The organism is Clostridium cavendishii DSM 21758, from assembly GCF_900141845.1.
GTDB classification, from domain to species: Bacteria; Bacillota; Clostridia; order Clostridiales; family Clostridiaceae; genus Clostridium_AG; species Clostridium_AG cavendishii.
In genome coordinates, this window is record NZ_FQZB01000007.1 from 112,267 (window position 1) to 138,994 (window position 26,728).

20 protein-coding genes are annotated in these 26,728 nt (G+C 27.4%); 19 read left to right on the forward strand and 1 reads right to left on the reverse strand.

Annotation, left to right across the window (positions count from 1 at the left end; genetic code table 11):
* The first annotated feature begins 151 nt into the window (after positions 1-151).
* From BUB01_RS07780 to BUB01_RS07825, 10 genes are all read left to right on the forward strand, one after another.
* The gene (locus BUB01_RS07780; protein ID WP_084108508.1) at positions 152-1,864 is read left to right on the forward strand and encodes a sensor histidine kinase; all 1,713 of its coding nucleotides are present in this window, start codon (positions 152-154) and stop codon (positions 1,862-1,864) included.
* Positions 1,865-2,299: 435 nt separating this feature from the next.
* On the forward strand, positions 2,300-2,716 hold the full coding sequence (locus tag BUB01_RS07785; protein ID WP_341422553.1) for a GNAT family N-acetyltransferase: 417 nt from the start codon (positions 2,300-2,302) through the stop codon (positions 2,714-2,716).
* 361 nt (positions 2,717-3,077) lie between these two features.
* The gene (locus BUB01_RS07790) at positions 3,078-4,445 is read left to right on the forward strand and encodes a hypothetical protein (RefSeq protein ID WP_072986143.1); all 1,368 of its coding nucleotides are present in this window, start codon (positions 3,078-3,080) and stop codon (positions 4,443-4,445) included.
* 402 nt (positions 4,446-4,847) lie between these two features.
* Positions 4,848-6,065 carry an ROK family transcriptional regulator gene (locus BUB01_RS07795; RefSeq protein ID WP_072986144.1) on the forward strand — a complete coding sequence of 406 codons (1,218 nt, stop codon included), beginning with the start codon at positions 4,848-4,850 and terminating at the stop codon, positions 6,063-6,065.
* 78 nt (positions 6,066-6,143) lie between these two features.
* Positions 6,144-7,412: an extracellular solute-binding protein gene (locus BUB01_RS07800; protein ID WP_072986145.1), complete on the forward strand. Its 1,269-nt coding sequence runs from the start codon at positions 6,144-6,146 to the stop codon at positions 7,410-7,412.
* Positions 7,413-7,436: 24 nt separating this feature from the next.
* Positions 7,437-8,390, forward strand: coding sequence for a carbohydrate ABC transporter permease (locus tag BUB01_RS07805; protein WP_072986146.1), 954 nt, complete (start codon positions 7,437-7,439; stop codon positions 8,388-8,390).
* A 12-nt stretch (positions 8,391-8,402) separates the two neighbouring features.
* Entirely contained in the window at positions 8,403-9,236 is an 834-nt protein-coding gene (locus tag BUB01_RS07810; RefSeq protein ID WP_072986147.1) for a carbohydrate ABC transporter permease, read from the forward strand.
* A gap of 35 nt (positions 9,237-9,271) precedes the next feature.
* Entirely contained in the window at positions 9,272-11,899 is a 2,628-nt protein-coding gene (locus tag BUB01_RS07815; RefSeq protein WP_072986148.1) for a glycoside hydrolase family 66 protein, read from the forward strand.
* Between the two features lie 13 nt (positions 11,900-11,912).
* Positions 11,913-15,038 carry a CBM35 domain-containing protein gene (locus tag BUB01_RS07820; protein WP_072986149.1) on the forward strand — a complete coding sequence of 1,042 codons (3,126 nt, stop codon included), beginning with the start codon at positions 11,913-11,915 and terminating at the stop codon, positions 15,036-15,038.
* 26 nt (positions 15,039-15,064) lie between these two features.
* The gene (locus tag BUB01_RS07825) at positions 15,065-16,744 is read left to right on the forward strand and encodes a glycoside hydrolase family 66 protein (RefSeq protein WP_072986150.1); all 1,680 of its coding nucleotides are present in this window, start codon (positions 15,065-15,067) and stop codon (positions 16,742-16,744) included.
* 179 nt (positions 16,745-16,923) lie between these two features.
* On the opposite strand, the gene BUB01_RS07830 is transcribed toward BUB01_RS07825, so the two are convergent.
* On the reverse strand, positions 16,924-17,637 hold the full coding sequence (locus BUB01_RS07830; RefSeq protein WP_072986151.1) for a hypothetical protein: 714 nt from the start codon (positions 17,635-17,637) through the stop codon (positions 16,924-16,926).
* A 281-nt stretch (positions 17,638-17,918) separates the two neighbouring features.
* Here BUB01_RS07830 and BUB01_RS07835 point away from each other — a divergent pair, with 281 nt between their 5' ends.
* The 9 genes from BUB01_RS07835 (at position 17,919) to BUB01_RS07875 (ending at position 26,728) form a co-directional block, all read left to right on the forward strand.
* On the forward strand, positions 17,919-19,178 hold the full coding sequence (locus BUB01_RS07835; RefSeq protein WP_072986152.1) for a transglutaminase domain-containing protein: 1,260 nt from the start codon (positions 17,919-17,921) through the stop codon (positions 19,176-19,178).
* A gap of 471 nt (positions 19,179-19,649) precedes the next feature.
* Complete coding sequence (locus BUB01_RS07840) at positions 19,650-20,114, forward strand: class I tRNA ligase family protein (RefSeq protein WP_084108511.1); 465 nt, start codon at positions 19,650-19,652, stop codon at positions 20,112-20,114.
* 86 nt (positions 20,115-20,200) lie between these two features.
* Positions 20,201-20,917 (forward strand): endonuclease V, encoded by a 717-nt coding sequence (locus BUB01_RS07845; RefSeq protein WP_072986305.1) that lies wholly within the window; start codon positions 20,201-20,203, stop codon positions 20,915-20,917.
* Between the two features lie 83 nt (positions 20,918-21,000).
* Positions 21,001-21,693 (forward strand): response regulator transcription factor, encoded by a 693-nt coding sequence (locus BUB01_RS07850; RefSeq protein ID WP_072986153.1) that lies wholly within the window; start codon positions 21,001-21,003, stop codon positions 21,691-21,693.
* Positions 21,694-21,701: 8 nt separating this feature from the next.
* Positions 21,702-22,679, forward strand: coding sequence for a sensor histidine kinase (locus BUB01_RS07855; RefSeq protein WP_072986154.1), 978 nt, complete (start codon positions 21,702-21,704; stop codon positions 22,677-22,679).
* 39 nt (positions 22,680-22,718) lie between these two features.
* Positions 22,719-23,084 (forward strand): hypothetical protein, encoded by a 366-nt coding sequence (locus BUB01_RS07860; protein ID WP_072986155.1) that lies wholly within the window; start codon positions 22,719-22,721, stop codon positions 23,082-23,084.
* A 167-nt stretch (positions 23,085-23,251) separates the two neighbouring features.
* Positions 23,252-24,103 (forward strand): undecaprenyl-diphosphate phosphatase, encoded by an 852-nt coding sequence (locus BUB01_RS07865; RefSeq protein WP_072986156.1) that lies wholly within the window; start codon positions 23,252-23,254, stop codon positions 24,101-24,103.
* A gap of 13 nt (positions 24,104-24,116) precedes the next feature.
* Positions 24,117-24,863 carry an ABC transporter ATP-binding protein gene (locus BUB01_RS07870; RefSeq protein ID WP_072986157.1) on the forward strand — a complete coding sequence of 249 codons (747 nt, stop codon included), beginning with the start codon at positions 24,117-24,119 and terminating at the stop codon, positions 24,861-24,863.
* Positions 24,863-26,728 carry an FtsX-like permease family protein gene (locus BUB01_RS07875; RefSeq protein WP_072986158.1) on the forward strand — a complete coding sequence of 622 codons (1,866 nt, stop codon included), beginning with the start codon at positions 24,863-24,865 and terminating at the stop codon, positions 26,726-26,728. The genes BUB01_RS07870 and BUB01_RS07875 overlap by 1 nt, the downstream gene beginning before the upstream one ends.

A 26,728-nucleotide genomic window follows, 5' to 3' on the forward strand; every position in this document is an offset into this window, starting at 1 on the left:
ATTTTATATTTGATTATAATTTCAAAAATAGTACAATTTATAAAAAAATGTACTATTTACATAAAATTAACGAAAAATAAAAAGGAAATTAACAAAAAATGTCGAATATAGAATAAGTTATTTATTAAATTTACAAATATACTTAAGATGTATGAGGTGTACTGTGGAAGAGGGGTTAAAAAACTTTAACTTTAAAAAAATATTAAATGAAAATAATATTCATAAATATATTATTTTTATACTTTTACTACCATTTATTTTATATATAAGGAAAGCAAACCATATAATAGCTCATAGTATTATTGAAACATTAAATACAGCGATATGTTTTAGTAGTGTTATTATTATTATTAATTCGTATAGAATGTCACAAAACAATTATTTTCTTTTTTTTGGAGCTTTATTTGGATTTGTTTCTCTTTTTAATTGTTTACATTGTGTTGTGTATATGGAGAGTTCTTATAATCCAAAAGTAGCAATAAATTTATCAGAACAATTAAATATAACTTTTAGACTTGTAGAAGGAATATCTATAATGATATCTTTTATTTTTTTATACAGACCTTTAAAAAAATATATAATTTTTTATTTTTATATAATTATTTCTTTAGTATTAGTATATATAATCTTTTTTACGAATTATTTTCCTACATGTTTTATTGTGTCGGTAGGGAAAACTAGATTTGCTATCATGTGTGACATTATAGTGATTTTTTCAATGTTATTATCAATTATTCTTTTCTTTAAAAATAGAAAATATTTTAGTAAAAAAACTGTAACTTATATGGGGATATATCTAATATTATCAATATTGGTAAGATATATGGTTATTATTAATAATTCGACTTATAATGATTTTGATATATGTAATCATACTTTAAAATTTATATCTTATTATTTTCTATATAAAGCTTTAGTTGAAAATGTAATAAAAAATCCTGTAAATGCAATTTTTAATGATTTAAATAATAAAAATATAGATCTTCAATTAAAAACTATAGAATTAGAAAAGACTATTATTAAATTAAATGACGAAAAGCTTAAAACGGAAAAAATTAATAAAGAGTTAAAGTTATTAAATGAAGCTAAGGAAAATGAAAAGCTTAAAACTGAGTTTTTTGCTAATTTATCTCATGAACTTAAAACTCCAATAAACGTAATTTATAGTGCGCTTCAATTACTAGAATTAAATAATAAGGATGAAGTTTCACAAAAATATAATAAGATAATAAAGCAAAATTGTTATAGGCTTTTAAGATTAATTAATAATATAATAGATTCCACTAAAATAGATTCCGGCTTTTTAAACTTGAATTTAACATATAGTAATGTAGTAATGATAGTAGAGGATGTTGTATTATCTGTTTCAAATTATATAGAAGCCCATGGCATGAATGTTATATTTGATACAAATGTAGAAGAAAAATATTTAAATATTGATTTAGATGCTATTGAAAGAATACTTCTTAATCTTATTTCAAATTCGGTAAAATTTAGAAGTAACAATGGAACTATATATGTTAGTATTTTTGATAAACAAGAAAGTGTAATTATATCTGTAAAGGATGATGGAATAGGTATCCCAACTGAGCAGCAGAAGTTTATTTTTGATAAATTTAAACAAGTTGATAAATCTTTTACAAGAAATAAAGAAGGAAGTGGAATGGGATTGTCTCTTGTAAAAGCTTTGGTTGAATTACATAAAGGAACTATAGCGGTAAAAAGTGAAGTAGGTGTGGGAAGCGAGTTTATTATAGAATTACCTGTATTGGAATCGGTGGAACATGAATTGAAAAATAATAGATCCCATAATAGTAATATAATTAAAAATATAGATATTGAATTTTCTGATATATATTTTTAAAAATCATATATATGATTTTATGTTAATTATACAATAACATAAAATCGTATATTAATTTTAAATATAAATTTATTATATTGTACTGAAAATTAGAAAAAGCAAATTGTTATGTGTTTATAATATAACAGATAAATATGAAGTTAGCATGAAAGTACATTTTATAGAACATAGAAGTGAATTAATAAGTATATAAAATTCAGGTATAATAGACTCATAAAGTTAATTTGATTAACTATACAGGAGGTAATTGTTGTGGAAAACAAAAATATTATACTAAGAAAGGCAAAAAAACAAGATGTAGATACTTTAGCGAAACTTATTTATTGTACAGAGGTTCATCCAGATTACGTTTGAGGAGGAGAATCTGAGCAAGAATGTTTAGAAAATCTAAAAATTTTAATAAAAACAGAAGGTTCAAGATATAGTACTGAGTATATAACCGTAGCAGAAAAAGATGAACAAATATTAGGTGCTATGATATTAATACCTTATGATAAATTAGATAGATTAAGCATGAAAACCGATTTTAAACAATTAAAGAAGATGTATGGAATTAGTGAAAAAATTTATTATATGATTACTAGAGTTAAATACATGTTATTTAGAGAGTGTAGAAGAGGTAATCTGTATATAGCAAATATTGCTACTGATGAGACTGCAAGAGGGCTTGGAGTAGGTAAAAAGTTAATGAAGTATGCAGAGCAAGTTGCTAAAAAAGAAGAGTATGATGGTATTTCGTTATTAGCTAAAAATGAAAATGTAAGTAAGTTTTATGAAAAACTAGATTATAAAAAAGTCTTTGATAAAGTACTTTTGGGTGAAAGAATAATAAAAATGGCTAAATACGTTTAATATAGATTGTTTTTTTAAACTCCCTTAGATTTTTTCTAAGGGAGTTTTTTACGTGTGAAAGTGGGTAATATATGAATATTATCATAAAATCAATAAAAAGGTTTACAAATTTTTTATTGATTTATTAAAGCTATCTTATATATTATAGTACGTTTTTCTAAAGGATTAGATTACTTCTCATTTGGTTTTGATGTTGATTTTTTAAATAAAGTGTTAATGCTTCAGTTAAAGAGTTTTATTTTTGATAAATAGTTATTTTTTATGCAATATAAATTTTACTTAATTTATATTTTTATTAAGCATTTTAATAACTTTAAAAATATTGTATAATTAATAGTGAATAATATATGGAGGGTTCGGAATGGAAGAATATAGTGAACTTAAACAGATATTAAGAAGCTATGGTGATAAAATAGTTTCGGCTATAGAGTTTTATAACTTTGGAGAAATACCTGAAAAAAAACTTAATAATGCTATAAAAACTTATGCAAATTCTGTAGAACAAACAAAGGTTTATGGATTAATTGATACTACTTTATTGGGTAGTGGGAAAGAAGGAATGTTATTTACTAATGCAGGTATTTACATTAAAGAAGCTTTCGAAAAGGTTAAATATATTCAATATTCAGAAATAGAAGATGTAATTGTAACTAGCTTAGAAAAAGAAAAAGATTCAGATAGAGTTATTGAAATTATATGTTCGAATGATTTAAAGATTAAAATAAAGTCACCGTTTTATCAAAAAACATCAATGGAAAAAATGCTTAAAGAAATCATAGAGTTGAAAAATGATGGTAGAGTTGGTAAGTCTGATAAATATGTGGCGTTAGAATACATGAATGATGAAGTAAAAGAGAATTATATAAAAGTAATAATTGCTTTTATGAATAGTGATAGTGAAATAAATGAAAAAGAAATTTCGGAGTTATATTCTTTAATGACACAAATAAAGTTAACCAGAAGTAGCAGAAAACGTATACAAAAGTATTTAGAAAACCCTTCTGAAGATGTTAGAAAAATGTTAATTAGAATGGAAATGAATATTCCAGAGGCATCAGAAGTAGTTTTACATTTTTCATTGGTTAAAGATATTATAAGAATTGGTAAAGCTACTCATGCTAAATTAGATGAGAGTCAGATGGCGTTTATTTCAATGGTTGCAAGTGATTATAATATAAATGCATACCAGGTTGATTTTTTAGACGAGGCAATTGAGCTTGATAAAAAAATATTTTCAGGGGAATTTACAGAAGTTGAAGTTATAAGTAAGTTTAGAGAATTAGCTTCTAAAGGGGCAGCTGTTGGGGTTCCAGTAGTAGCTGTCTATTTAAGTGGATCAGTCTTAGGCTTAAGTGTAGCTGGAGTTACATCAGGACTGGCAGCCTTGGGATTAGGTGGAATACTAGGATTGAGTTCGATTGTTACAGGAATAGGAGTTGCTGTTTTATTAGGTGTAGGAACCTATAAGGGATTAAAATGGATAACAGGTGGTCAAGACAAGATAAGTAAAAGAGAGATTTTAATACAAGGGTCTATTAAAAATAATAAAGAAACTATAGAATATTTAATAGAAGATATAAATGCTTTAGTTGGTAATATAGTTACTATGCTAAACTCAGAAGATTTAGACAAGAAAAGGATAGAAATTTTATCAGGTGAGATAGATTTGCTTAATAGAGTTTTAAAGTTATTAAATTCTAAAAATAATGAATTAGAAAGTTTAATTTAGATTAAAAGGTGCTGTATCAAAAATTATTTTGATACAGCACCTTTTTAAATTTTTCATTTTTTTATTATACAAACTAAGTGATAATCTGGATTTTGGATTTAATCAATTCGAACTTACTCATAGAAATGTAATAAATAAGAGTTTTATCTTAACAAAAACTAATTTAATTAATAAAATTTTATTTTAATTAAAGAATTATTAAAAAAAATTATGAGAATAAATTTAATAAGAATTATTTATATACATAATAAAAGTATATTTACAAAGAATTTTTTTTGTAAAGATGATATATTTGCCTGTAAAAAAATATAAGATTTTAGGGTTAAAGTGTCGAGCGATTTTAGAATAGACATACTTGTTTCAGTGAATGAAGTGTGTTAACATTATTTACAGGTGATGAAAATGAAAGTAAGAAATGGAAGTAAAAGGTTCATAAAGGATATTAATAGAACACAAGTTATTAATGAAATAAGAAAAAATGAAGGAATTAGTAGAACGGATATATCTAAAAATCTGAAATTAGGCTTATCAACAATTACAAATATTATAGAGGAACTAATAAATGAGGAATTAGTTTATGAAATTGGTGAAGACATTTCAACTGGTGGGCGTAAGCCAGTACTACTAAACTTTAACAAGAATTATGGAAATGTAATAGGAATAAAGATAGAGGAACATAAAATACTGGTATCTTTAACAAATCTAAAGGGTGAAATATTATTTAATTTAAAGGCAAATCTTACAGAAAAAATCTCAGGCAATATTTTAATAGATACTATAAAAAAAGCAGTATATGAAATAATAAAAGTTAATAATATAAAGAATAAATTAATGGGAATAGGTATAGCTGTATCTGGATTAGTAGATCAAAAAGAGGGAAAGCTAATATATTCAGGGTTACTATCTATTGAAAACGTTGAACTCTCAAAAGAGTTAGAAAATGAGTTTGGTGTACCAGTTTATGTAGATAACGATGTAAATGTTTATTCGTTAGCTGAGCTTTATTATGGAAAAGGCAAAAATAGAGATAATTTTGTAGTTATAACTTATGGAACAGGCATTGGGTGTGGAATAGTAATAGATAGAAAAATATATTATGGAGAATTAGGAGGAGCTGGAGAATTTGGACACATGGTAATATTACCAGAAGGTAGAATGTGCGAATGTGGTGCCAAAGGATGTTTAGAAGCTTATGCTGCAGAAAATGCAATGCGCCAATATATATTAGAGAATATCAGTAAATATGAGGGATGCAAAATAAATTATATAGATAATTTAACAATAAATAGAATTGAAGAGTATGCAAGTAATGGTGAAAAATTGGCAATAGATGCACTTGCTTTATCTGCTAGATGGCTCGGATATGGAATATTAAGTTTAATAAATTTACTAAATCCAGCTACTATTATTTTAGCTAGTGAAGGCATGAAAATGCAAAAATTTATGCTACCTACCATTAAAGAAATTGTTAAAAATAATTTTTTTAGGAAACATCCTAAGCAAATAGAAATAGTGGTATCAGAAATGGAAAATGAAGCATGGCAATTAGGTGCTGCTACACTTGCTATTTCAAAAATTTTTGAATTAAAACTATATGAAGAAGCAAAAAAAAGCTTATGATCTTTAAATTTTGCATATAATCTTATTTCATTCAATGAATTAAGATTTAAATATATTACTTATTAGGGGGTATTAAAAATGAGATTAAAAAAAATAGTAGGATTACTCATGAGTGGCCTAATTATTGGAACAATGTTTGCAGGTTGTGGAAAAGAAAACTCAGCAACAGCTAAGGATGGGGGTGAACAAGTAGAATTAAAATTTTGGCACACATATAGTGACACAGAAGATGAAATATTTAATAAAAAAGTCTTGCCAGAATGGAATAAAAAACATCCTAATATTAAAATAAAGGCTATTAGAATGCCTACTGATGGATTAAAACAACAAGTAGTACAAGGTGTTGCTGGAAAATCTTGTCCAGATTTAATGAGAATGGATATAGTTTGGGTGCCAGAGTTTGCTAATACGGGAGCTTTAAAAAATGTTAATGATATGGATGGCTTTAAAGAAATAAAAGATAAATCCTTTGAAGCACCAATGAATACAAATAAGTGGAAAGATAAATATTACGGAGTTCCATTGAATACGAATACAAAAGCAGCTATTTATAATAAAAAAGTCTTAGCAGAAGCTGGATCAACAGAAGCGCCTAAAACTTTTGATGAATTGGTGGATATAGCATATAAGATTAAAGCAAAGCATAAGAATGGTGTTATTGGTATAGCTGGAAATGATGCTTGGGGAATGGGGTCTTATTTCATGAGCTTAGGAGGAAAATATACTGATGAAAAATATTCAAAAGCAGATGGATATATAAACAGCCCAGAAAGTGTTGCTGCTTTAGAGAAATTAGTCAAATTGAATGAAGATGGAATACTAGGAAAATGCTTAAATGGCGGACAACCTACTACATGGGATGGAATAAAAAAAGATGGAGAATATCTAATGATAGATGATGGGCCATGGTTTTATAGTATATTAAAGGATGAAGCCAAAAATAAAACAATTAATACTACTTTACCTAAAGGTAGTGCTGGTAATATATCAGTAGTTGGTGGAGAAGATTTGGTTATGTTCAATAATACGAAGCATCCAAAAGAAGTTTGGGAGTTTATGAAGTATCTTACATCCACAGAACCACAAAAAACTATGGCTATTGAAGCTGGTATAAATCCTACAAATTTAGATGCAGCTAATGATTCAAAAGTTTTAGAGAATCCTGTTATGAAGGTTTATGGAGAACAACTTAAAACAGCTTGGGCAAGAGTACCACATCCAAAGTGGGAAGAAATGAATGATAAAATTTCCAAAGGATTTGAAAAGGCTATGAAAAAGAAAGCTACTTCTAAAGAAGTTTTAGATGATTTAGCAAAACAAATGGATAAACTACTTCAAGAAAAATAGTGAGTTTAGAAGAGGGTGACTTGAATGGGTGAACAAGTGGTTGTAAATAATTTAAGAGTTAAAAAAAAGACGAGAAAAGAAAAGATATTATTGGGTTTAAGACAATGGCTTGAAGTAGCTCCTTATATATTAATAGGAATGGCATTGATAACAATATTTGTTATATATCCGCAAATTAAAAATATATATATGAGTTTTACTAAATATAATATTATGCCAGGTGCCGAAAGTCCTTTTATTGGACTTGATAATTATAAACTTGCATTATTTGGTGAAGAAAGTGAAAAATTTTGGTTAGCATTTAGAAATGTAATCTTATATGGTATTTTTACAATTCCACCAGGGTTAATTATAGGACTAATATTAGCTGTTCTTATAAATAATGTTAAAAAATTTAATTTGTTTTATAGAGGAGCATTATATTTACCTGTTTTAATAGACTGGATAGTTGTAGCAATAATATTTATTTATATCTTTCAAGATGGTGATGGGGGTCTTGCAAACTATATATTGATGAAATTTCATATAATAAAGGAGCCTATTGGATGGTTACAGAATACATGGACTGCAAATGCAGTAATATGGGTATTTGGATTATGGAAAAATGTTGGATGGACTATGTTTATATATTTAGCAGGGTTACAGAATATATCCAAAGATATATACGAAGCAGCAGCAATAGATGGTGCTACTCCAGCAAAGAAGTTTTTTAAGATAACATTGCCTTTATTAAAAAATACAACATTCTTTATATTGATTAATTTAATAATAGGATCATTTAATGTTTTTATAGCAGTTTATATGCTGACTCAAGGTGGACCATTAGGAACAACAGATGTACTTCAAAATTATATGTATAATCAGGCATTTAAGTATTTCAACTTCGGATATGCTTGTGCATTAAGTGTAATGATAGGGTTATCTATAATTTTACTAACCGCATTCAAAAATAAGTTTTTTAAATATGAAAGAAACTAAGGGGGAAGAGGTATGGTTAAGAACAGGAGTATTCAAATAATTATACACATAGTATTATGGATATTTGTTTTAATGGCATTAATACCATTTTTATCTATGTTTTCTACTTCACTAGTTAAAGAAACATTTACATTGCCATATCCACCAAGAATTTTTCCTACAGATTGGTATTTTGGCAACTATGTTGAGGTTTGGAATTCAAATAATTTTTTTAGATATTTTATAAATTCGACTTTTTTAGCAGTATCTACAACAATATTTGTATTATTATTTTCGTCACTTTCAGCATATGGATTTTCAAGATTTGATTTTCCTGGAAAAGAGATAATATTTAATATTTATCTTTTTACAATGATGGTACCGGGAGTATTAAACATTGTTGCACAATATAGCGTAGTAAATAGTTTAGGGCTAATAGATACTTATAAAGGTTTAATTTTGTTAGCAGTAGGAGGATCAATTGCTGGGAATACATTCTTTTTAAGAGGTTTTTTTGAGCAATTACCAAGAGAACTAGAGGAATCAGTTCTAATAGATGGTGGAGGAAGATGGACTATATATAGGAAAATAATATTACCATTATCTAAACCAGCGCTTGGAACTCTAGGAATAGGAGTGTTTACAGGAACTTGGTGTGATTTTTTTGGAGTTTTAACGTTTATAAAGGATTCTGATAAATGGACATTACCAGTGGCACTTCAATTATTTAGAGGACAACATGCAACTTCTTGGGGGCTAGTGTTTGCTGGTGCAATGATTACATTTATACCAGAGATAATTATATTTATAGTAGCTCAAAAGTATTTTGTTCAATCTGGTTTAAATGATGGAGGAATAAAACAATAATATTAAAGGTTATATTTAATATATAGGAGGATTAAATGGTAAGAAGACAGGTATGGTATAAAACATTTAAAATTCTTTCTTTAACGTTAGCAATATTTTTGAATTCATTTAACAGTATTAAATATGAAAATGTACAAGCAGCAGAAAATGAAATAATAATAAAAAATTTATCTACAGATAAGGTTAGGTACAGTCCAGGAGAAAAACCTAAGATAAAAGTAGAGTTAGAAAATAAATTAACAACTTCTACTAACTCTACTTTGTCCATAAAAATTTATGATAAAGAAAAGATAATCTATTCAACAAGTGAAGAGGTAAAAATAGAGAAAAATAAAACTCAGATAAAAGAATTCAATTGTCCTCTACCAAATATTGATAAAAGAGGGTATTTGGTGAAAGTAGCTATTGATAGAGGAGAGAGTAAAACAACAGCTTTAGATGTATGTTCTAGTTGGAGCGAATATCCTAGATATGGATATATACCTAATTTTGGTAAATCTATAAGCAAAGAAGATATTAAAGAACAAATTGATACATTAACTAATGAGTATTATGTAAATTCATTTCAATTTTATGATTGGATGTGGAGACATGAGGTTCCAATAAAAAGAAATAATCAGAAAGTTGAAAATAGTTGGGAAGACTTATTTGATAGAGATATACAGGGAGATGTTATTAAAGAATATGTAGATAATATTCATAATAAAAATGGAAAAGCTTTAGCTTATATGATGTCATATGCAAGTAGGGAAGGCTATGATTTAAATGGAGTAAATCCAGAATGGGGATTATTTCAAGATAAGTATCATAAAAGTCAATTAAATGTGGATTTCAATAATGGAAAATATTTATGGCTATTTGCACCTAGTAATAAGAAATGGCAAGAGTTTATTTCAAATTCATACAAAGACTGTATAAATACATTTGGATTTGATGGAATTCAAATAGATCAAATGGGACAAAGAGATAATATTTTTAATTATAATGGTGAAAAATATGATCTTGAAAATTCTTTTTCTAGTTTAGTGAATGCTGTTAAAAAAGAGTTATCAAATAACAACAAAGAAAAAAGCTATATTGATTTTAATATTGTTGATGGGACAGTTAATGGCTGGGCTGTTAATGATATAAGTAAAAATGCTAAAACTGATCTTAACTTTAGTGAAATATGGTGGAAATCTAATAAGTATAATGAGTTAAGAAACTATATAGAACAAGTTAGATGTAATAGTAAAGGAAAGGCATTAGTATTAGCTGCTTATATGAACTACAATGAGAATACTGGAGTAAAATATGAAGCTGAAGATGCGGAATTTAAAGGTCCAGATATAGAAAAAAATCATTCAGGGTATACAGGAAAAGGTTTTTTACAAAATTTTTCTCATAAAGGTAATTTTGTTCAATTTAATATTGATATAGATGGTGAATGGACATACCCTTTAATATTTCAATATGGAAATAACAGTGAGAATGCTACAAGAACGATATATGTAGATGGTAATAAAGTTGGTAAAGCTAATTTTTACTTACAAGGAACTTGGGACAAATTTGCTTTTGATTCTGTAGTAAATGTAAATTTAAAGCCTGGAAAGCATAAAGTTAAAGTAGTATATGAAAATGATGATAATGGATCAATAAATTTGGATAGCCTAACTATAGGGGTCTTTAATGAACCATCAATAAGATTAACAGATGCTACAATGGCTGCTAGTGGTGCGACACATATTGAATTGGGAGCAGGCGGTAGTAATGATGTATCTATGCTACCTCATGAATATTATCCAAACAGCAGTAAAGTAATGGACTTATCACTTAGAAATAGTATGAAAAATTATTATAAATTTTTGACGTCCTATGAAAACTTGCTTTTTGACAGTAGTTTAATTAATGGAGATAGTGGTGATCAGAGTATTTATATAGATAAAGAAAAGATTTCAGGAGATGGTAAAGGTGAATCTATATGGCATATAAACAGGACAAGTACTGACTATGACATTCTACATCTAATAAATTTAACAAGTGATAAGGATGGGGAATGGAGAAACTCAACAAATAAGCCAACTCTAAAGGAAAATCTAAAAATAAAGCAATATTTTCCTAAAGGTACAAAAATAGAAGGTGTATTTTTGGCATCACCAGATACTAATCAATGTGAATCTAAATATTTAGAATATACAACTGGTAATGATCAAGGCGGATTTTATATTAGTTATGTAGTTCCTAGTTTAGAGTATTGGGATATGATTTATGTAAAAAGAAATATACTATCAAAAAATAATATATATGAGGCAGAAGATGCAATAAAAACTAATGTTGGTGTTAATACCAATCATACAGGCTATACTGGAACCGGATTTATTGATGGATTTTCAGAAATGGGAGATGAGGTCACATTCCAGATACAAATAGATAAAGAAAAAGATTATAAATTACAGTTTAGATATTCAAATAGTACAGGTGAAGCTGCTAAATTACATCTTATAATAGATGGCAAAGACCAGGGAGTAATAAACTTTAATAACTTAAAAGATTGGGAAAGTTGGTCTGAATCAACTTTTGATAGTCATTTATTACCTGGAGTGCATACGATTGCGCTTTATTATGATAATAATGATTCTAAAAAAGCTATAAATTTAGATCATTTAAAAATATTAGAAAAATAGTAGGAGGGTAATTATGAGAAACGAAACAAAAAGAAATCTATCAAAAATGTTAGTATTTTTAGTAACATTTTCATCAGGTTTAGTTACTAAAAATACATTTGCAAGTGCTCAAGTATACAATGAAAGTTGTTATGAAGCTGAGGCTGCAACTAAAAATAATGTACAGGTCAATAATAACCATAAGGGGTATACCGGTGAAGGTTTTATAGATTCCTATGGAAAGAAGGGGGATTATGTTCAATTTGATATTAATATACCTAAAGATACTGGCTATACATTAAGATTAAGATATGCTAATGGTAATGATAAGATTGCTGAAAGAGAAGTTTATTGTGATGGAAAATTCATAAGTAAGGCATACTTTAAAGGTTTAGGAAATTGGGAGAACTGGGGAAGTACAGATGTTGGAACAAATTTATCTGCAGGAAAGCACTCTATAAAGGTTGCTGTAGATAATAGTAATGATGGAGATATTAATCTTGATAACCTTATAGTTGTTGAAAAAAATGTATCAGTAACTAGTTTATATGCTTCAAACTGGAATGATATGATGGCTATATGGAAGTCAAGTAAGCTAAGTGACAATGATAATAGTAGTACGAAAGGTCCTAGAATTGATGAATTAAGATATGCTGGTGATTGGGGAACTAATCAAATACAAGATTATTCATCATTTTTTAGAGATGAGACAAATGGTGTAAAATACAATGAACCACATAACTTTAGTTCAGAGGGCTACTATGATGAGAATGGTATATTGCACAATAATCTTTTAAAATATGGAGAAAAATACATTCCTAATGTTGAAATATCTAAAGATTATGCTATGGTGCCAAAGCAAAATTTTATAGTAACTAAATATACTTTAAAAAATAAAACAGATAAGTCTATAAAATATAATATTTTAGATATGTTACATTCAGGCAATAAAAGCAATAAAGAAATTAAAGCAGAATATAGTCAAGAAAAGAATGCTATTATAATTGATAGAAGTAATTCTGGACAACCTGCTTTAATATTAGGAGCTTTCACTAAAGCAGATAGTTATCAATGTGCTAATGATTCAGAGCTTAATAGTTCTAAAAAAGATGTATCTCCATGGTCTTCATTTAATGAAAGTGGAAGTTTAAAAAATAATAATAGTGTTTCTGCTCAGAATGTCTCTGCTGCATTTGAACAAAATGTAGATATAGCACCAAATGCATCAGAAGAAATATATTTTTATATGGGACTTGCAAAGGATACAAATGAAATAAACAATGTATGTAATACAGCTAAAGCAAAAACAGGTAAGGCTTGGTTTGAACACACATCTAATCTATATAATGAATGGTTTAAGGGGAAAAAGATACCTAAATTAAAAGATGCTGATTTAACAACAGTATATAAAAGAAATTTAATAATGATAAAGAATTGTACTAAGCCAGGAAATAGTTCAAATGATGGAGCTATGCCAGCTACAACAAATCCTTTAGCATATGGATATAAAGTTTGGGCAAGAGATTCAGCTGTTACAGCAATGAGTTTGGATGCAGCAGGCTTTAATGATGAAGCTGGTAAGTATTGGAGATGGTTAGCTGCAAGACAAAGTGATGATGGTTCCTTCCATACATGTTTTGATTTATGGAATAATAATAATGCGAACTTTGTTGAACCAGAATATGATTCATTAGGAATGTTTTTAATTGGAGCACAAAAGCATTATGAATTAACAAAGGATAAGGAATTTTTAAATGCTATTTATCCAGCAGTTAAGAAGACATCAGATTTTATAATGTACAGGATTAATAATACAAATGGATTTGGACCAGCAGATAAGAGTATATGGGAAGAAGGAGATTATCCAGAATATTATTCATATACTCAAGCAGCATATGCAATGGGACTTAAATCAGCTGCATTAATGGCAACTGAAAAGAAAGAAAATACAGTAGCGGATAGCTATAACGGGGCTGCAAGTACAATATTGACAGCTATAAATAGAGATGATACAGATGTAGCAAAAGGTCTATGGAACGTAAAAGAAGGTTATTACAATCGTTGTATTAATGGTGATAATACTGTAAATAACGTAGAAGATAGTTCAACAAATGTTTTATTTGCATTAGGGGCAATAGATGTAAATTCTTCTAGAGCAACTAGTCATATTAAGAAATTAGAGAAAGATTTAATGGTTGATGAATATGGTTTACCAAGATATAAGAATGATAATTTTTATTATACATCACAATACAGTCCATCTGGAAATGAAGCATTAGAATCATCTCCATCATGGCCTCAAATGACTATGTGGGATAGTATATATCAATCATATACAGGAAAAAAAGATAAAGCATATGAAATGCTTAAATGGTTTAAAACTAGAACAGCAGTAGGGTATATGGTTACAGGAGAATCAGTTAGCAATATAACAGAAGCTCCACTTGTAAGCACAGCAGCAGAGCCAGTAACAGCAGCAGCTTATGTATTAGCTTCTTTAGCATATGATGGATATGATATGAGAACTTATGCTTCAGAAAATAATTCAGGAACGTTTAAACAAATTAATGTTACAAAGGGTGCAAGTGCTGATTGGAAGCAATATAATAATGTTCCTTACTATGTTGATAAATTAGGAGATACTCAATCTAAAGACAATAAAGTTGATATAAGTAAGGTTTATATTTGTAATGATGATAAGAATGTATATGTAAGAATTAATAATGCAGCTGGGAAGTTAAATGGCTTTAATAGTGATACTGTTTTTGAATCAACAGTATACTGTGAAAATTTCAACAGAAAAACTCCAACTACTCAATCAAGTAAGTATGGAACTGCTTTAGATAGAGATATGGCATATATGTTTAGTAGAAAGAGTAATGAGGATAGCTTTAATAAATACACTGTAAAGAATAATGCATGGACATTAGACAAAAATATTACAGATACAATAGCACCTCAATGGGATCCCAATACAGGCGGTGTAGAAATAGTTATTCCACGTTCTGAAATAGGTAATCCTGCTAATGGAGAATGGGGTCATTTTACAGTAGTATTAAGTGAATTAAAATCAGGTAAATGGTCTGATCAAGATACTTTAAAATTGAATTATAGATTAACAGGTGAAAAAGATTCTTGGATTTATGGGAATTTTGAATAAGTATTAAAATAAAAGGAGTAAAATGAATGAGTTTTTATGTAGAATGTTATCCATTAAAAGCACAATATTTGAAAAATGAAAATGTTGAGATTAATGTTGAAATTAACGGTGAGTTAAAAAATAACACTTTAATTGAAGTAAATATATATAACCTTGGAAGGAAAGTAACAAGTAAAAGTAAAGTATCAAATTCTAAGAATAATGAGTTATTCACATTTGAACTAGAACGTGACTTAAAAGCAATGAAGGGATATGAAGTTGAAGCTATTATAAAATTAGATGAAACAGAGAAAAAGGCTTATACAGCATTTGATGTTGTTGAAAAAGCAGAACTTTGTCCTAGATATGGTTTTATGTCAGACTTTTCACCAAAAGATTATTATGATGATGAAGATATAAAAAGTATGAATAAGTTTCATCTAAATATTGTTCAATATTATGACTGGATGTACAGACATCATGAAATGCTTCCACCTACTAATGAATTCATAGACCCCCTTGGAAGAAAGCTTTCAATAGATACTGTAAAGCAAAAAATAGATTATGGTCATAAGTATGGTATGAAAGCTTTAGGTTATGCCGCTGTTTATGGTGCTGGTAAGGAATTTTTTGAGAGTAATAAAGAATGTGCACTATATAGAAATGATAATAAAGTTATAGACTTTGGTAACTTTCTTTTTATAATGGATATTAATAGAGAAAATCCTTGGCATGATCATATAATTGAAGAGTTTAAAAAGGCTATAGATTTTGGATTTGATGGACTTCATTTAGATCAATATGGATTTCCAAAAGAAGCAGTAAGTTTAAATAAGGTAAGACATTTAAAAGATGATTTTCCGAATTTTATAGATGATGTAAAAGATGAAATAAGTAAAACAGGTAAAAATCCATTTTTAATATTTAATGCTGTAAATAATTGGCCTATAGAAAATGTAGCAAATTCAAAACAAGATGTTATGTATATAGAAGTTTGGAATCCAAATGATAGTTATAGAGATTTAGCGGATTTAATAAATAATGCTAAGAGATATTGTAAAGAAAAGCAAGTAGTATTAGCAGCTTATATGAGACCATTTTTAAAAGAACTTAATATACCAAGTGAGCAAGCTGAAAATGCAACACTATTAACATTATCAACTATATTTGCAAATGGTGGATTTAACTTATTACTTGGAGAAAATAATGGTATTTTAGCAGAGCCATATTATGCAAATTATACAGTTAGTCCGAGTGAAGAATTTACTTCCAAGCTAAAAAATTATTATGACTTTATAGTTAAGTATGAGGAATTGTTATTTGATTTATCACTAATAAATTTAAATATGACTTATACTGGTGGAATAAATGAAGAATATGTATTTAGTGGCTCAGATTTTTCACCAAAACCAGAACTAAATAAAGTTAATACATTGATAAAAGAAAAGGAAAATTATAAGGTTATAAATCTTGTTAACTATATTGGATTAGAAAATGATAGGTGGAATGAAGCTAAAAAATTATTACCTAATCAAATAGATAATATAGAAGTTACTGCATTAATAGTAGAAAAAATTAAGGGAATTTATTTATGCTCACCAGATTTTAATTCTGGAAATGTTATTGAACTTAAATATGAATATGTAGAGCATAGCCAAGGACAAGCAATAAAGTTTACTATACCTAAATTATGTGTTTGGGATTTAGTATTTATAGAGACAGAGTAGTTAATTAATAAGCTATTTAGAGTAGATATTTAATATTTGCTTTAAATAGCTTATCCTTTAGTTAATATAAGGCTATAATTAATCATAGATTTTAAGATGTGATAAAAAGTTAATAGTTTGAAAAAGTGGAATAAAGCACAATTTTATAACAAAATTGTGCTTTATTAAATATGTAATTATTATTTACCTTTAAAATATGCTTTAGTACCGTCAAATTCTCCCAATAAAACTAAATAATTAGTACAACCTTTTGGAATTGTAAATGCAAATCGTCCTTTTCCTGGAACATTAGGCTTTAAAACAACATTTTCACTTCCTTTAGGACTAATGTCACAAGTTGTATTAACATAAAGAACTCCATCATAGACTAATCCTTCTCCATCAAGGCCATTTATCTCAGAGCTTATCTCTATTCCAGGGCCATCAATATCATGAGGAAAATCTTCTGGTATAGTAATATCATATTCGGCAACAGCATATTCAAGTTGACTACTTTCAAGTGGAGCAATTTGTACAGCCCTATGATTTGAATTGAATTCATCTACTAGTTTTTTTGCTTCCTCACCTCTTATGATATTTGTTAAGGATACATTTGAATTATGAAGATTTGGGTCTTTTGCAGCAATTTTAGATGCTATTCCTGTTTGTCCAATTTCTAATGGAGCTTTTAAAGTTGAAGGCTTAGCTTCATTGCTTTTACCAGCAGTACTTTGAGTTTTTGTGCTTTCTTCCTTTTTTGTAGGTTCTTCTTTTTTTGTAGTTTCTTCCTTTTTCGAAGAATCTTCTACAGTAGAATTTTTGTCATTTTTAACATTTTCTTTTTTACTACCACAAGCTAATAAATTAACTGATAAGATAGAAACAATAATTAGTAAAGCTATTTTCTTTTTCATATTAAACTCCTTTTTATATATTAAATGTAAAAATATTTATTGCATAGATAATAATATCACATTATGTTGAAATTTGGAAGATGATAGTTTAGAAATGAAGGATAAAGCATCTGTGAATTAATGGATAAAATCTGATTAAATAGAAGAGATTTTATTAAAGTAACGAATATAAGCATCGATACAAAGGATAGGACTACATGAAATCTAAGATAAAAGGGTTGGAAATTTAATTGGATAAATGGTATTTAAGAACATATAATAATATAAAAGGAGGCAAATAGATGAAGAAATTGACTAAAATCACTACTTTACTTTTAATTTTTATATTTGCTATTTTTAGTTTAATTGGTTGTAATTTAAATTATTTTTCTAGTAATAAAAAGTCAAATAATATTTCAACCAGTGATGACTCTAATGAGGATATAAATTCTCGTTTTGAAAATGCAAATAATCAATTAAATAAAGATACTACAAAGAATGGAACTCCAGCTGTAACTTCCTCTAGTAATGGTAATGGTGTTAATATTGTAGATAAAAAACAAACTAATAATTTTTCAACATCATCTCCACAAGTTGCAGTTGAAGATAAAAGTGAGCTTTATAATCTAATCAAAAAAAATGTTGATGAAGGAAATGATACAGTAATTAAATCTAAATCAACAACATTGGAAGAATTAACATTGCTTGCAGCTAAGGTGCCAGAAGAAAATGGTTATTCAGGATATATATCAAGTTATGAGTATGGAAGTAAAGGAAATACTTTATATCTTCATTATAATTATAAAGATGATAAAGATACTTATTTATCAAAGCTTAATAAGGTAAAGGGTAAGGTTAATGCCGTCGTTAATTCTATTATTAAAGATGGTATGAATGATTTTCAAAAGGAATTAGCAATTCATAATTATGTTATAAATAATTGTGCTTATGATTATGCAAACTTAAAAAATAATTCGTTGCCTGGGGATGCTTTTACGGCTTATGGAATTTTAATGAATCAAAGTGGAGTATGCCAAGGATATTCGGAGGCAATGTATAGACTTTTAAACGCTTCTGGTGTTAAAGCTTTGATTGTTACAGGAACTGCTAATGGTGTTCCACATGCATGGGATATTGCTTATATAGGAGGAGCTCCTTATCAAGTAGATGCTACCTTTGATGATCCAATATCTGAGCAAGGGCAAATACTAACTTATAATTATTTAAATCTTACTGATGATGAAATGAGTAGGGACCATAGCTATAATAAAAATAATTATCCTTCATGTAATAGTACAAGGTTTAATTATTTTGTTTACAATAATCTAATTGCTAATAATCATTCTGATTTTTATAATATAATAAAAAAAGGATTGCAAGAAAAACAAAAAACAATTATGTGCAAGACTTCTAAATATGATAATAATACTTTTAATCCCAAAACTTTATTTGATGTTGTATCGGATAATAGAAATCTAAATTATGTAAATATAAAACAAGGTCTTTCTTATAGATATGACCCAAATTCATTGGTCATGGAGATTTCAGTAAAGTATAAGTAAAGGATGGTTTTTAAACCATCTTTTTGCATTGCTATTAGTTTAGCACTATTTTTTAAATTGTAGAGAAATATGAATTATAATTTTTGTAAATAAAATTATTGGAATGGTTGCATATTAGCTTGTTTTAGAATATAATGTAATAAATTAATTTTAAGGAGGATGTTAAAATGATGTGTTGTTGCTGTTGTTATTTTAAGAATAATAAGAATTTAAAAATAACTGCAGTAGTATGTCAATTTTAATATCTATAAGTGACTATCCAAATTTTAAATTTGGTAGTAGGAGTTTACTTATTAAATATAAAATTTCTATTCATAGAAATAAGTAATATAGCTACATTTTGATTTTTACTTATTTAATACAATAGTTATTAAAAATAAACTGCAGTCTAGTTCTAGAGTTTTTTTTTATAGAAGAAAAACTGTGGAGTGATTGCAGTTTTTTTATGTAGATTTAAGGGAGGTAAAATATATGGTATTAAGACTTTATAATACAATGAGTAAATCAGTAGAGGAATTTAAAACAATCAAGGATAAAGAGGTTAAACTATATACTTGTGGGCCAACAGTGTATAATTTTGCTCATATAGGTAATTTAAGAACTTATATATTTGAAGATGTATTAAAAAGAGTATTGGAGTATAATGGATTTGAAGTTATGCATCTAATGAATATAACTGATGTAGGTCACTTACAATCAGATGACGATACTGGTGAAGATAAGATGCAAATAGGAGCAAAGAGGGAAAGTAAAGATGTTTTAGAGCTAGCTAGGTTTTATGAAGATAACTTTATATCAGATTTAAATAAGCTAAATATAAAGCTTCCATTTAAAATGGCCAGAGCAACAGAACATGTAAATGATATGATAGCCATAATAAAAATATTAGAAGAAAAGGGTTATAATAAGATAAAGAAAAAGGAAGAGGAATTTTAGAGAAACTTAATAAATTTAAAAAGAGCTTAAAAGAAAGGAAGAAGGAAATTTTGAAAAATTTGCAAAGCCTGAATCAAGAAGAGGTTATGAATTACAACATGTTTTCAAATATAAAAAGTGAAAAAGAAGCTATTAATATACAGAGAGAATTAAATAATTTTATTTCATTTAATTCAACATTATCATTGAATAATATAAAAAATGTTGCAGGTGTTGATTTAGCTTATTGGAAGTCTAATGAAGATGAGTATGGAGTATGTTGTATCAGTGTAATAGATTATGAGTCTAAAAATGTAGTGGAGAATGTTAGCTCAATGGGGAAAATTGATTTTCCATATATTCCAGGGTGTCTTGCTTTTAGAGAGCTTCCATTAATATTGGAAACCTTAAAAAAGTTAAAGAATATTCCTGACTTATATATATTTGATGGAAATGGATATTTACACCCACGTCATATGGGAATAGCTACTCATGCAGGAATGTATTTAAATAAACCGGCAATTGGTGTAGCAAAAAGTTATTATAAAATTGATAATGCAGATTTTATAATGCCTGAAAATATAGAAGGGTCATATACAGATATAGTAATAAATGGTGATACTTATGGGCGGGTACTAAGGACACATAAAGACGTAAAACCTATTTTTATATCAGTAGGTAATCATATAGATTTAGAAAGTTCAACAAAAATTATAACTAGTTTAGTGACTAAAGAAAGTCATATTCCTATACCTACAAGATTAGCAGATATAGAAACACATAAAATGAGAGAAGTATACAAGCACAAAATAAATAATGGTTAATAATTGATATTAAACAGGTAAATATTTTGTTATATGGGAAATTGTGGTATAATAGGGATGATGCTAAATTAAGGAGAAATAAAATGAAATACAAAGTGTATATAGTAGAAGATGATTTGTCAATAAGCTCTTTATTACAAGAATATATAATTAAATATGGATTTGATGTTAAGGTTGTAAAGAACTTTGATGAAATAATAACTGGTTTTAATGATTATAATCCTGATTTAGTATTACTAGATGTTAATCTACCTAAATTTGATGGGTTTTATTGGTGTAGAAAAATAAGACAACAATCAAAAGTACCAATAATATTTATATCTGCAAGAGATAGTGGAATGGATCAAGTTATGGCTTTAGAGTGTGGAGCAGATGATTATATAATAAAGCCGTTCTATTTTGATGTTATAATTGCAAAAATAAAAAGTCATATAAGAAGGGCTTTTGGAGATTATGCACCAAGATTAGAAGAGAGAATTGTTGAGCTTGATAAACTAAAATTTTATCCTGAGAGGTTAGAACTAGAGTTTAATAATGATAGCGTAATTATAACTAAAAGAGAAGGGATATTATTAGAGTGTCTCATGAAAAAGTATCCGAGGGTAGTTAGCAGAGACTTTCTTTTAGAAAAGATATGGGATGATATTGAGTTTGTAGAGGAGAATACACTTAGCGTTAATATTAGTAGGATTAGAAAGAGACTTCAAAGTTTAGGTGTAGAAGATGCTATAGAGACTATAAGAGGAGCAGGTTATAGATTTAATAAAACCTGGTAGGAAAAAACATGAGGTTATTTTTAAAGAACAATAGTAGTTACATTTTTATATACTTTTTAGGCTTAGTAATAACGATTGGCTATTCTAATATTAAGGGGTTCATAGGGTATAGCGAAATTATTTATATAATTTTCTTCAATACTTTTATTCTATTATCTTTTTTTAGTTTTAATTATTATAAAAATAAAAAGTTATATAAGCTTTTAAAAGATGGAGTAAAAGCTAAAAATGATGTCTTCATGGAGTTAGATGGTTCTGCTTTAAGTGAAAGTATTTCAGAGATTTTTAAGAAGCAATTTGAATTATATGAAGCTGAAATACAAAAACATAATAAGATACATAATGAGCATTTGACTTTTATAAATCAATGGGTACATCAAATGAAGACACCACTTTCAGTTATAAAGTTACAGTTAAAAGAGTATGAAGGGGAGGAAAAGGCTGAAAGTATAGAAGAAGAAGTTAATAAATTGAATAAAGGTTTAAATATGGCTCTTAATTTTGCAAGACTGGATTCTTTTCAAAAGGATTTTTTAGTAAAGGAAATTAATTTAAGAGGCGTTGTTATGGAAATTGTTAATAAGGAGAAAAAGAGTTTTATAAAAAACAAAATAATTCCTAAGGTGGAAATAGATAAAGGGATTACTGTATATAGTGATTTGAAGTGGTTAAAGGTTATAATAGAACAACTTATTTCTAATGGAATTAAGTATTCAAAACATGAGGGGCAAGAGCTTATTATAATGGCTTTTAAAGATAATAAAAAAATAAATTTGAGTATTAGTGATAATGGAATAGGAATACCTAAAAAAGACATAAAAAGAGTATTTGATCCTTTTTTTACTGGAGAAAATGGGCGTAAATATGGAGAGTCTACAGGTATGGGGCTATATATAGCAAAAGAAATATGCAAAAATTTAGGGCATGAAATAAATATAGATTCTAGTTTTAATATAGGAACAAAAGTTACAATAATGTTTAGATAACTATGGTATAGTCTTTATTATGTAATTAGGAGGGGTTACATGGCAAAAGTTTTTTTAATTGAAGATGAAATTGTACATTATAGTTTTAAAGGCATAAATATTATAGGTTTACCGAGAATGGCTTGTTTACCAAGTTGCTTGGTGAATCTTCATTATGAAGTATTCATATCTAATATTAGAATTATATTTTATCTATTTATAGATGAAGAAGATGTTCGGGGCATTTTTTGTTATAATATTAACTCATTATCCAAAGTTGAGTTTTTTATAGACGAAAATGGAGGGCAAAGGGTTCGTTTTATTATCGATGATAAATATTATAATATGCAAATTTCAGAAAAGAATGTTGAGAAGATAAAAAAATTCTTAAATATCAATAATACCTTAGAATTGGCTCTAACTTAATTAAAGTTAGGGCTCTTTTCATAATATTATTAAAGCGATAATCTAATTTAGAAATTATAAAAGCTTACATGTATGTCACACTTATGTAATCTTTGAAGATGGTACATAATAAATACTTGTTATAGACTGTATTCATAAATAATTATTTTATGAGGAGTTGATAACAAATGGACATATTATTTATATTAAAGGCAGTTATAATAGCTGTGGTAGAAGGGATAACAGAATTCATTCCAGTATCTTCAACAGGGCATATGATATTAGTTGGATGGGCAATTGGCTTCAAAGGAGAATTTGCAAAGATGTTTGAAGTAGTAATTCAACTTGGAGCAATAATGGCAGTAGTCGTTTTATATTGGAATAAGATTAAAGATAGTATTGTAGAATTTTTTAAATTTATATTTACTAAAGGAAAAAAGGGAGAAAAAGGCTTTAAATTTGGAATAAATGTTATTATAGCATGTATTCCAATGGGGGTTGCAGGTATTTCAATATATAAAACAATAAAATCAAAGTTTGTGCCAGAAGCTGTAATAATAGGTTTTATAGTTGGGGGATTGCTACTAATAATAATTGAAAATATGTTTAGAAATAAAACTAAAAAGGTTCAAAGTATAGATGAAATAAAACCTATGCAAGCATTTAAGGTTGGATTATTTCAATTGCTTAGTATGTGGCCAGGGATGTCAAGAAGTGCATCTACAATAATGGGGGGATGGATAGGTGGTTTATCAACACCTATAGCTGCTGAATTTTCTTTTTTCATAGCTATTCCAGCTATGATAGGAGCAACCTGTAAGGATTTATTTGAATTTGATTATTCAATAATGAATTTGACATTATGGGCTTCATTAATACTAGGATTTGTTGTAGCATTTTTAGTATCTTTAGTAGTAATTAAGAAATTTATTGATTACTTAAAGAGAAAGCCTATGAAAGGGTTTGCAATATATAGGATAATTGTTGGAAGCTTACTTGGAATATTAGTTTTAACAAAGGTTATTATTCTAACAAGATAGAGGAGAATAAAAGATGAATATTTTAGAGGTTAATAATTTAAGCAAAGTATATGGAACAAGGGTTATGTTCAATGCCTTAAATAATGTAAGTTTTAATATAGAAGAGGGTGAATTTATAGGAATAATGGGACCTTCAGGAAGTGGCAAGACAACATTATTAAATATGATTTCAACGGTAGATAAACCAACCTCAGGAGAAGTAAAAATAAATAATAAAAATCCGTTTAAGCTTAAGGGGGATGATTTAGCCTTATTTAGGCGTAGAGTATTAGGTTTTGTATTTCAAGATTTTAATTTATTAGATACATTAACTGTTGGAGAAAATATACTTCTTCCTCTTACATTGGATGGAATAAATGTTAACGAGCAGGATGAAGCACTTAAAAGAATATCAGAAATACTCAAAATAGAATCATTAATTAATAAGAGAACTTTTGAAATATCAGGAGGTCAAGCTCAAAGGACAGCAATTGCTAGAGCTATAATACATAATCCTATGTTACTATTAGCTGATGAGCCAACTGGAAATTTAGATTCAAAAGCAGCTAAGACTGTAATGGAGTTATTTGAGAAAATAAATAGAGAAGAAAAGGTAACAACAATGATGGTAACGCATGATCCATTATCAGCAAGTTATTGTAGTAGGATTTTATTTATAAAAGATGGAAGTATATATAATGAAATTTATAAGGGAGATAGTAGACAACAGTTTTATCAAGAAATTATAGATGTGCTTGCATTACTAGGAGGCGAAAATTAATGAATTTTAAGGAGTTTGCAAGTAAAAATGTAAGTAGAAATAAAAGGGTGTATTTTGCTTATTTTTTAAGTAGTAGTATATCAGCTGCATTACTGTTTTCATTTACTATGATTATATTACATCCAAATTTTAAAACAGAACTTTTTTCTGATTATTTAATAAAAGCGCTTTGGATTAGTACGGTTATTGCATATTTATTTTTAACTTTCTTTGTTTTTTATTCAGTAAGTGTATTTTTAAAGAGTAGATATAAAGAATTTGGAGTACTGTATATTATAGGAGCATCCAAGAAGCAAATACAAAGGCTGATAAGTATTGAAAATATAATAATTAGTTCAGTAGCTTCAGTCATTGGAATATTATTAGGGTTAGTTTTCTCAAAAATACTTTTAGCAGCTAGTGGGAAGCTTCTAGGTCTTGATGCACTTGGGTTTTATATTCCATTTAAAGCTATGATTATTACTTTTATTGGTTTTCTATTAATAGGAATAGTAATTTCAATATTTTGTTCATTTATTATAAAAGAAGATATGGTTTTAAAGTTACTTAAAGGGACTAAAAAGCCAAAAGCTGAACCTAAATCATCTAATATTCTTGTTTTTGTGTGTATATTATTATTAAGTTTAGGATATTATTTTTCAATTACAGCCAGTGAAAAAACGTTAGCGGGAAGAATGATACCTGTGACTGTAATGGTAATTATAGCAACATACTTATTATTTTCTGAGTTAAGTGTTTTCGTGATTAAAGTTATGAAAAAAAATAGAAAAATGTATATGAAAAAAACTACATTGTTATGGGTATCAAATTTACTATATAGAATAAAAGATAATACAAGAATGTTTTTTTTAATTACAATAACTTCAACGGTGGCACTTTCTGCAACGGGATCAGTATATGCTTATTGGATGGATAAGGAAGCTCAAATAGACAAGATTTTTCCACAAGCATTTTTTATTTCTGATATATATAATAATAAAAGTAAAATTGATGAGAAAGTAAATTTTATAAGTAATTCATTAAATATTAAAGGAATGCAATATAGTAAGGTTACTGATGAAATGAAAATTATTTCTCAAAAGAAAGAAACAGAAAGAATAGTTGTTATTAAAGAAGGTACCTATAAAAAATTGGCAGCGTCATTATCAATGGATATATTTGATTTTAGAGATAATGAGACTATAGTAATAGAGTATTTAGGTGAAAGTAAAACGGAAAATGTTAACTTAAATAATGTAGAACTTAAAATTAAAAGAGCTATTTATAATGGAATAATACCTAAATTTTATGGGAAAGTATATGTAGTTAAAGATGAGGTATATAAAAGTATAGAAGGGAATAAGTGTTATTTTGGTGCGGTTAATCTAAAAAAATACAAGGACACATTGGATGTAGGTGATAAATATTACAATGAATTTGGACATAAAGATGGCAATGAAATTTATAATAATTTTATAAAAAGTGATATTTTAAGAGCAAATAAAGTAGCATATGGAGTAATTTTATTTAGTGTGATATTTATAGGGCTTATCTTTTTTGTAACAACAGCAAGTTTCTTATATAATAAATGTTATATGGATGTTATTGAAGATAAAAAGAAATATAGGCAGCTAAATAAAATAGGTTTAACATATAAAGAAATAAGGAAGATACTAAACATTGAGATAGGAGTATTGTTCTTAATTCCTTATATAGTTGCTATTATACATTTCTTTTTTGCAATAAGTGCGCTTAAATATGCTATGGATATTAATGTATCAGTAGCATCTATAAGAATTATACTAATTATGATTATAGTTCAAGGCATATACTTTCTGGTTATAAGAAAAAGATATTTAATGGAGATTAAAAAAAGTTTAGTATAG

Excerpts from the sequence above, each read along its gene's own strand:
- BUB01_RS07845 (WP_072986305.1), top strand. The coding sequence starts at position 20,201 with ATGAATTACAACATGTTTTCAAATATAAAAAGTGAAAAAGAAGCTATT.
- BUB01_RS07780 (WP_084108508.1), top strand. The coding sequence starts at position 152 with ATGAGGTGTACTGTGGAAGAGGGGTTAAAAAACTTTAACTTTAAAAAA.
- BUB01_RS07870 (WP_072986157.1), top strand. The coding sequence starts at position 24,117 with ATGAATATTTTAGAGGTTAATAATTTAAGCAAAGTATATGGAACAAGG.
- BUB01_RS07835 (WP_072986152.1), top strand. The coding sequence starts at position 17,919 with ATGAAGAAATTGACTAAAATCACTACTTTACTTTTAATTTTTATATTT.
- BUB01_RS07855 (WP_072986154.1), top strand. The coding sequence starts at position 21,702 with ATGAGGTTATTTTTAAAGAACAATAGTAGTTACATTTTTATATACTTT.
- BUB01_RS07805 (WP_072986146.1), top strand. The coding sequence starts at position 7,437 with ATGGGTGAACAAGTGGTTGTAAATAATTTAAGAGTTAAAAAAAAGACG.
- BUB01_RS07840 (WP_084108511.1), top strand. The coding sequence starts at position 19,650 with ATGGTATTAAGACTTTATAATACAATGAGTAAATCAGTAGAGGAATTT.
- BUB01_RS07810 (WP_072986147.1), top strand. The coding sequence starts at position 8,403 with ATGGTTAAGAACAGGAGTATTCAAATAATTATACACATAGTATTATGG.
- BUB01_RS07850 (WP_072986153.1), top strand. The coding sequence starts at position 21,001 with ATGAAATACAAAGTGTATATAGTAGAAGATGATTTGTCAATAAGCTCT.
- BUB01_RS07800 (WP_072986145.1), top strand. The coding sequence starts at position 6,144 with ATGAGATTAAAAAAAATAGTAGGATTACTCATGAGTGGCCTAATTATT.
- BUB01_RS07875 (WP_072986158.1), top strand. The coding sequence starts at position 24,863 with ATGAATTTTAAGGAGTTTGCAAGTAAAAATGTAAGTAGAAATAAAAGG.
- BUB01_RS07790 (WP_072986143.1), top strand. The coding sequence starts at position 3,078 with ATGGAAGAATATAGTGAACTTAAACAGATATTAAGAAGCTATGGTGAT.
- BUB01_RS07820 (WP_072986149.1), top strand. The coding sequence starts at position 11,913 with ATGAGAAACGAAACAAAAAGAAATCTATCAAAAATGTTAGTATTTTTA.
- BUB01_RS07830 (WP_072986151.1), bottom strand. The coding sequence starts at position 17,637 with ATGAAAAAGAAAATAGCTTTACTAATTATTGTTTCTATCTTATCAGTT.
- BUB01_RS07825 (WP_072986150.1), top strand. The coding sequence starts at position 15,065 with ATGAGTTTTTATGTAGAATGTTATCCATTAAAAGCACAATATTTGAAA.
- BUB01_RS07865 (WP_072986156.1), top strand. The coding sequence starts at position 23,252 with ATGGACATATTATTTATATTAAAGGCAGTTATAATAGCTGTGGTAGAA.
- BUB01_RS07815 (WP_072986148.1), top strand. The coding sequence starts at position 9,272 with ATGGTAAGAAGACAGGTATGGTATAAAACATTTAAAATTCTTTCTTTA.
- BUB01_RS07860 (WP_072986155.1), top strand. The coding sequence starts at position 22,719 with ATGGCAAAAGTTTTTTTAATTGAAGATGAAATTGTACATTATAGTTTT.
- BUB01_RS07795 (WP_072986144.1), top strand. The coding sequence starts at position 4,848 with ATGAAAGTAAGAAATGGAAGTAAAAGGTTCATAAAGGATATTAATAGA.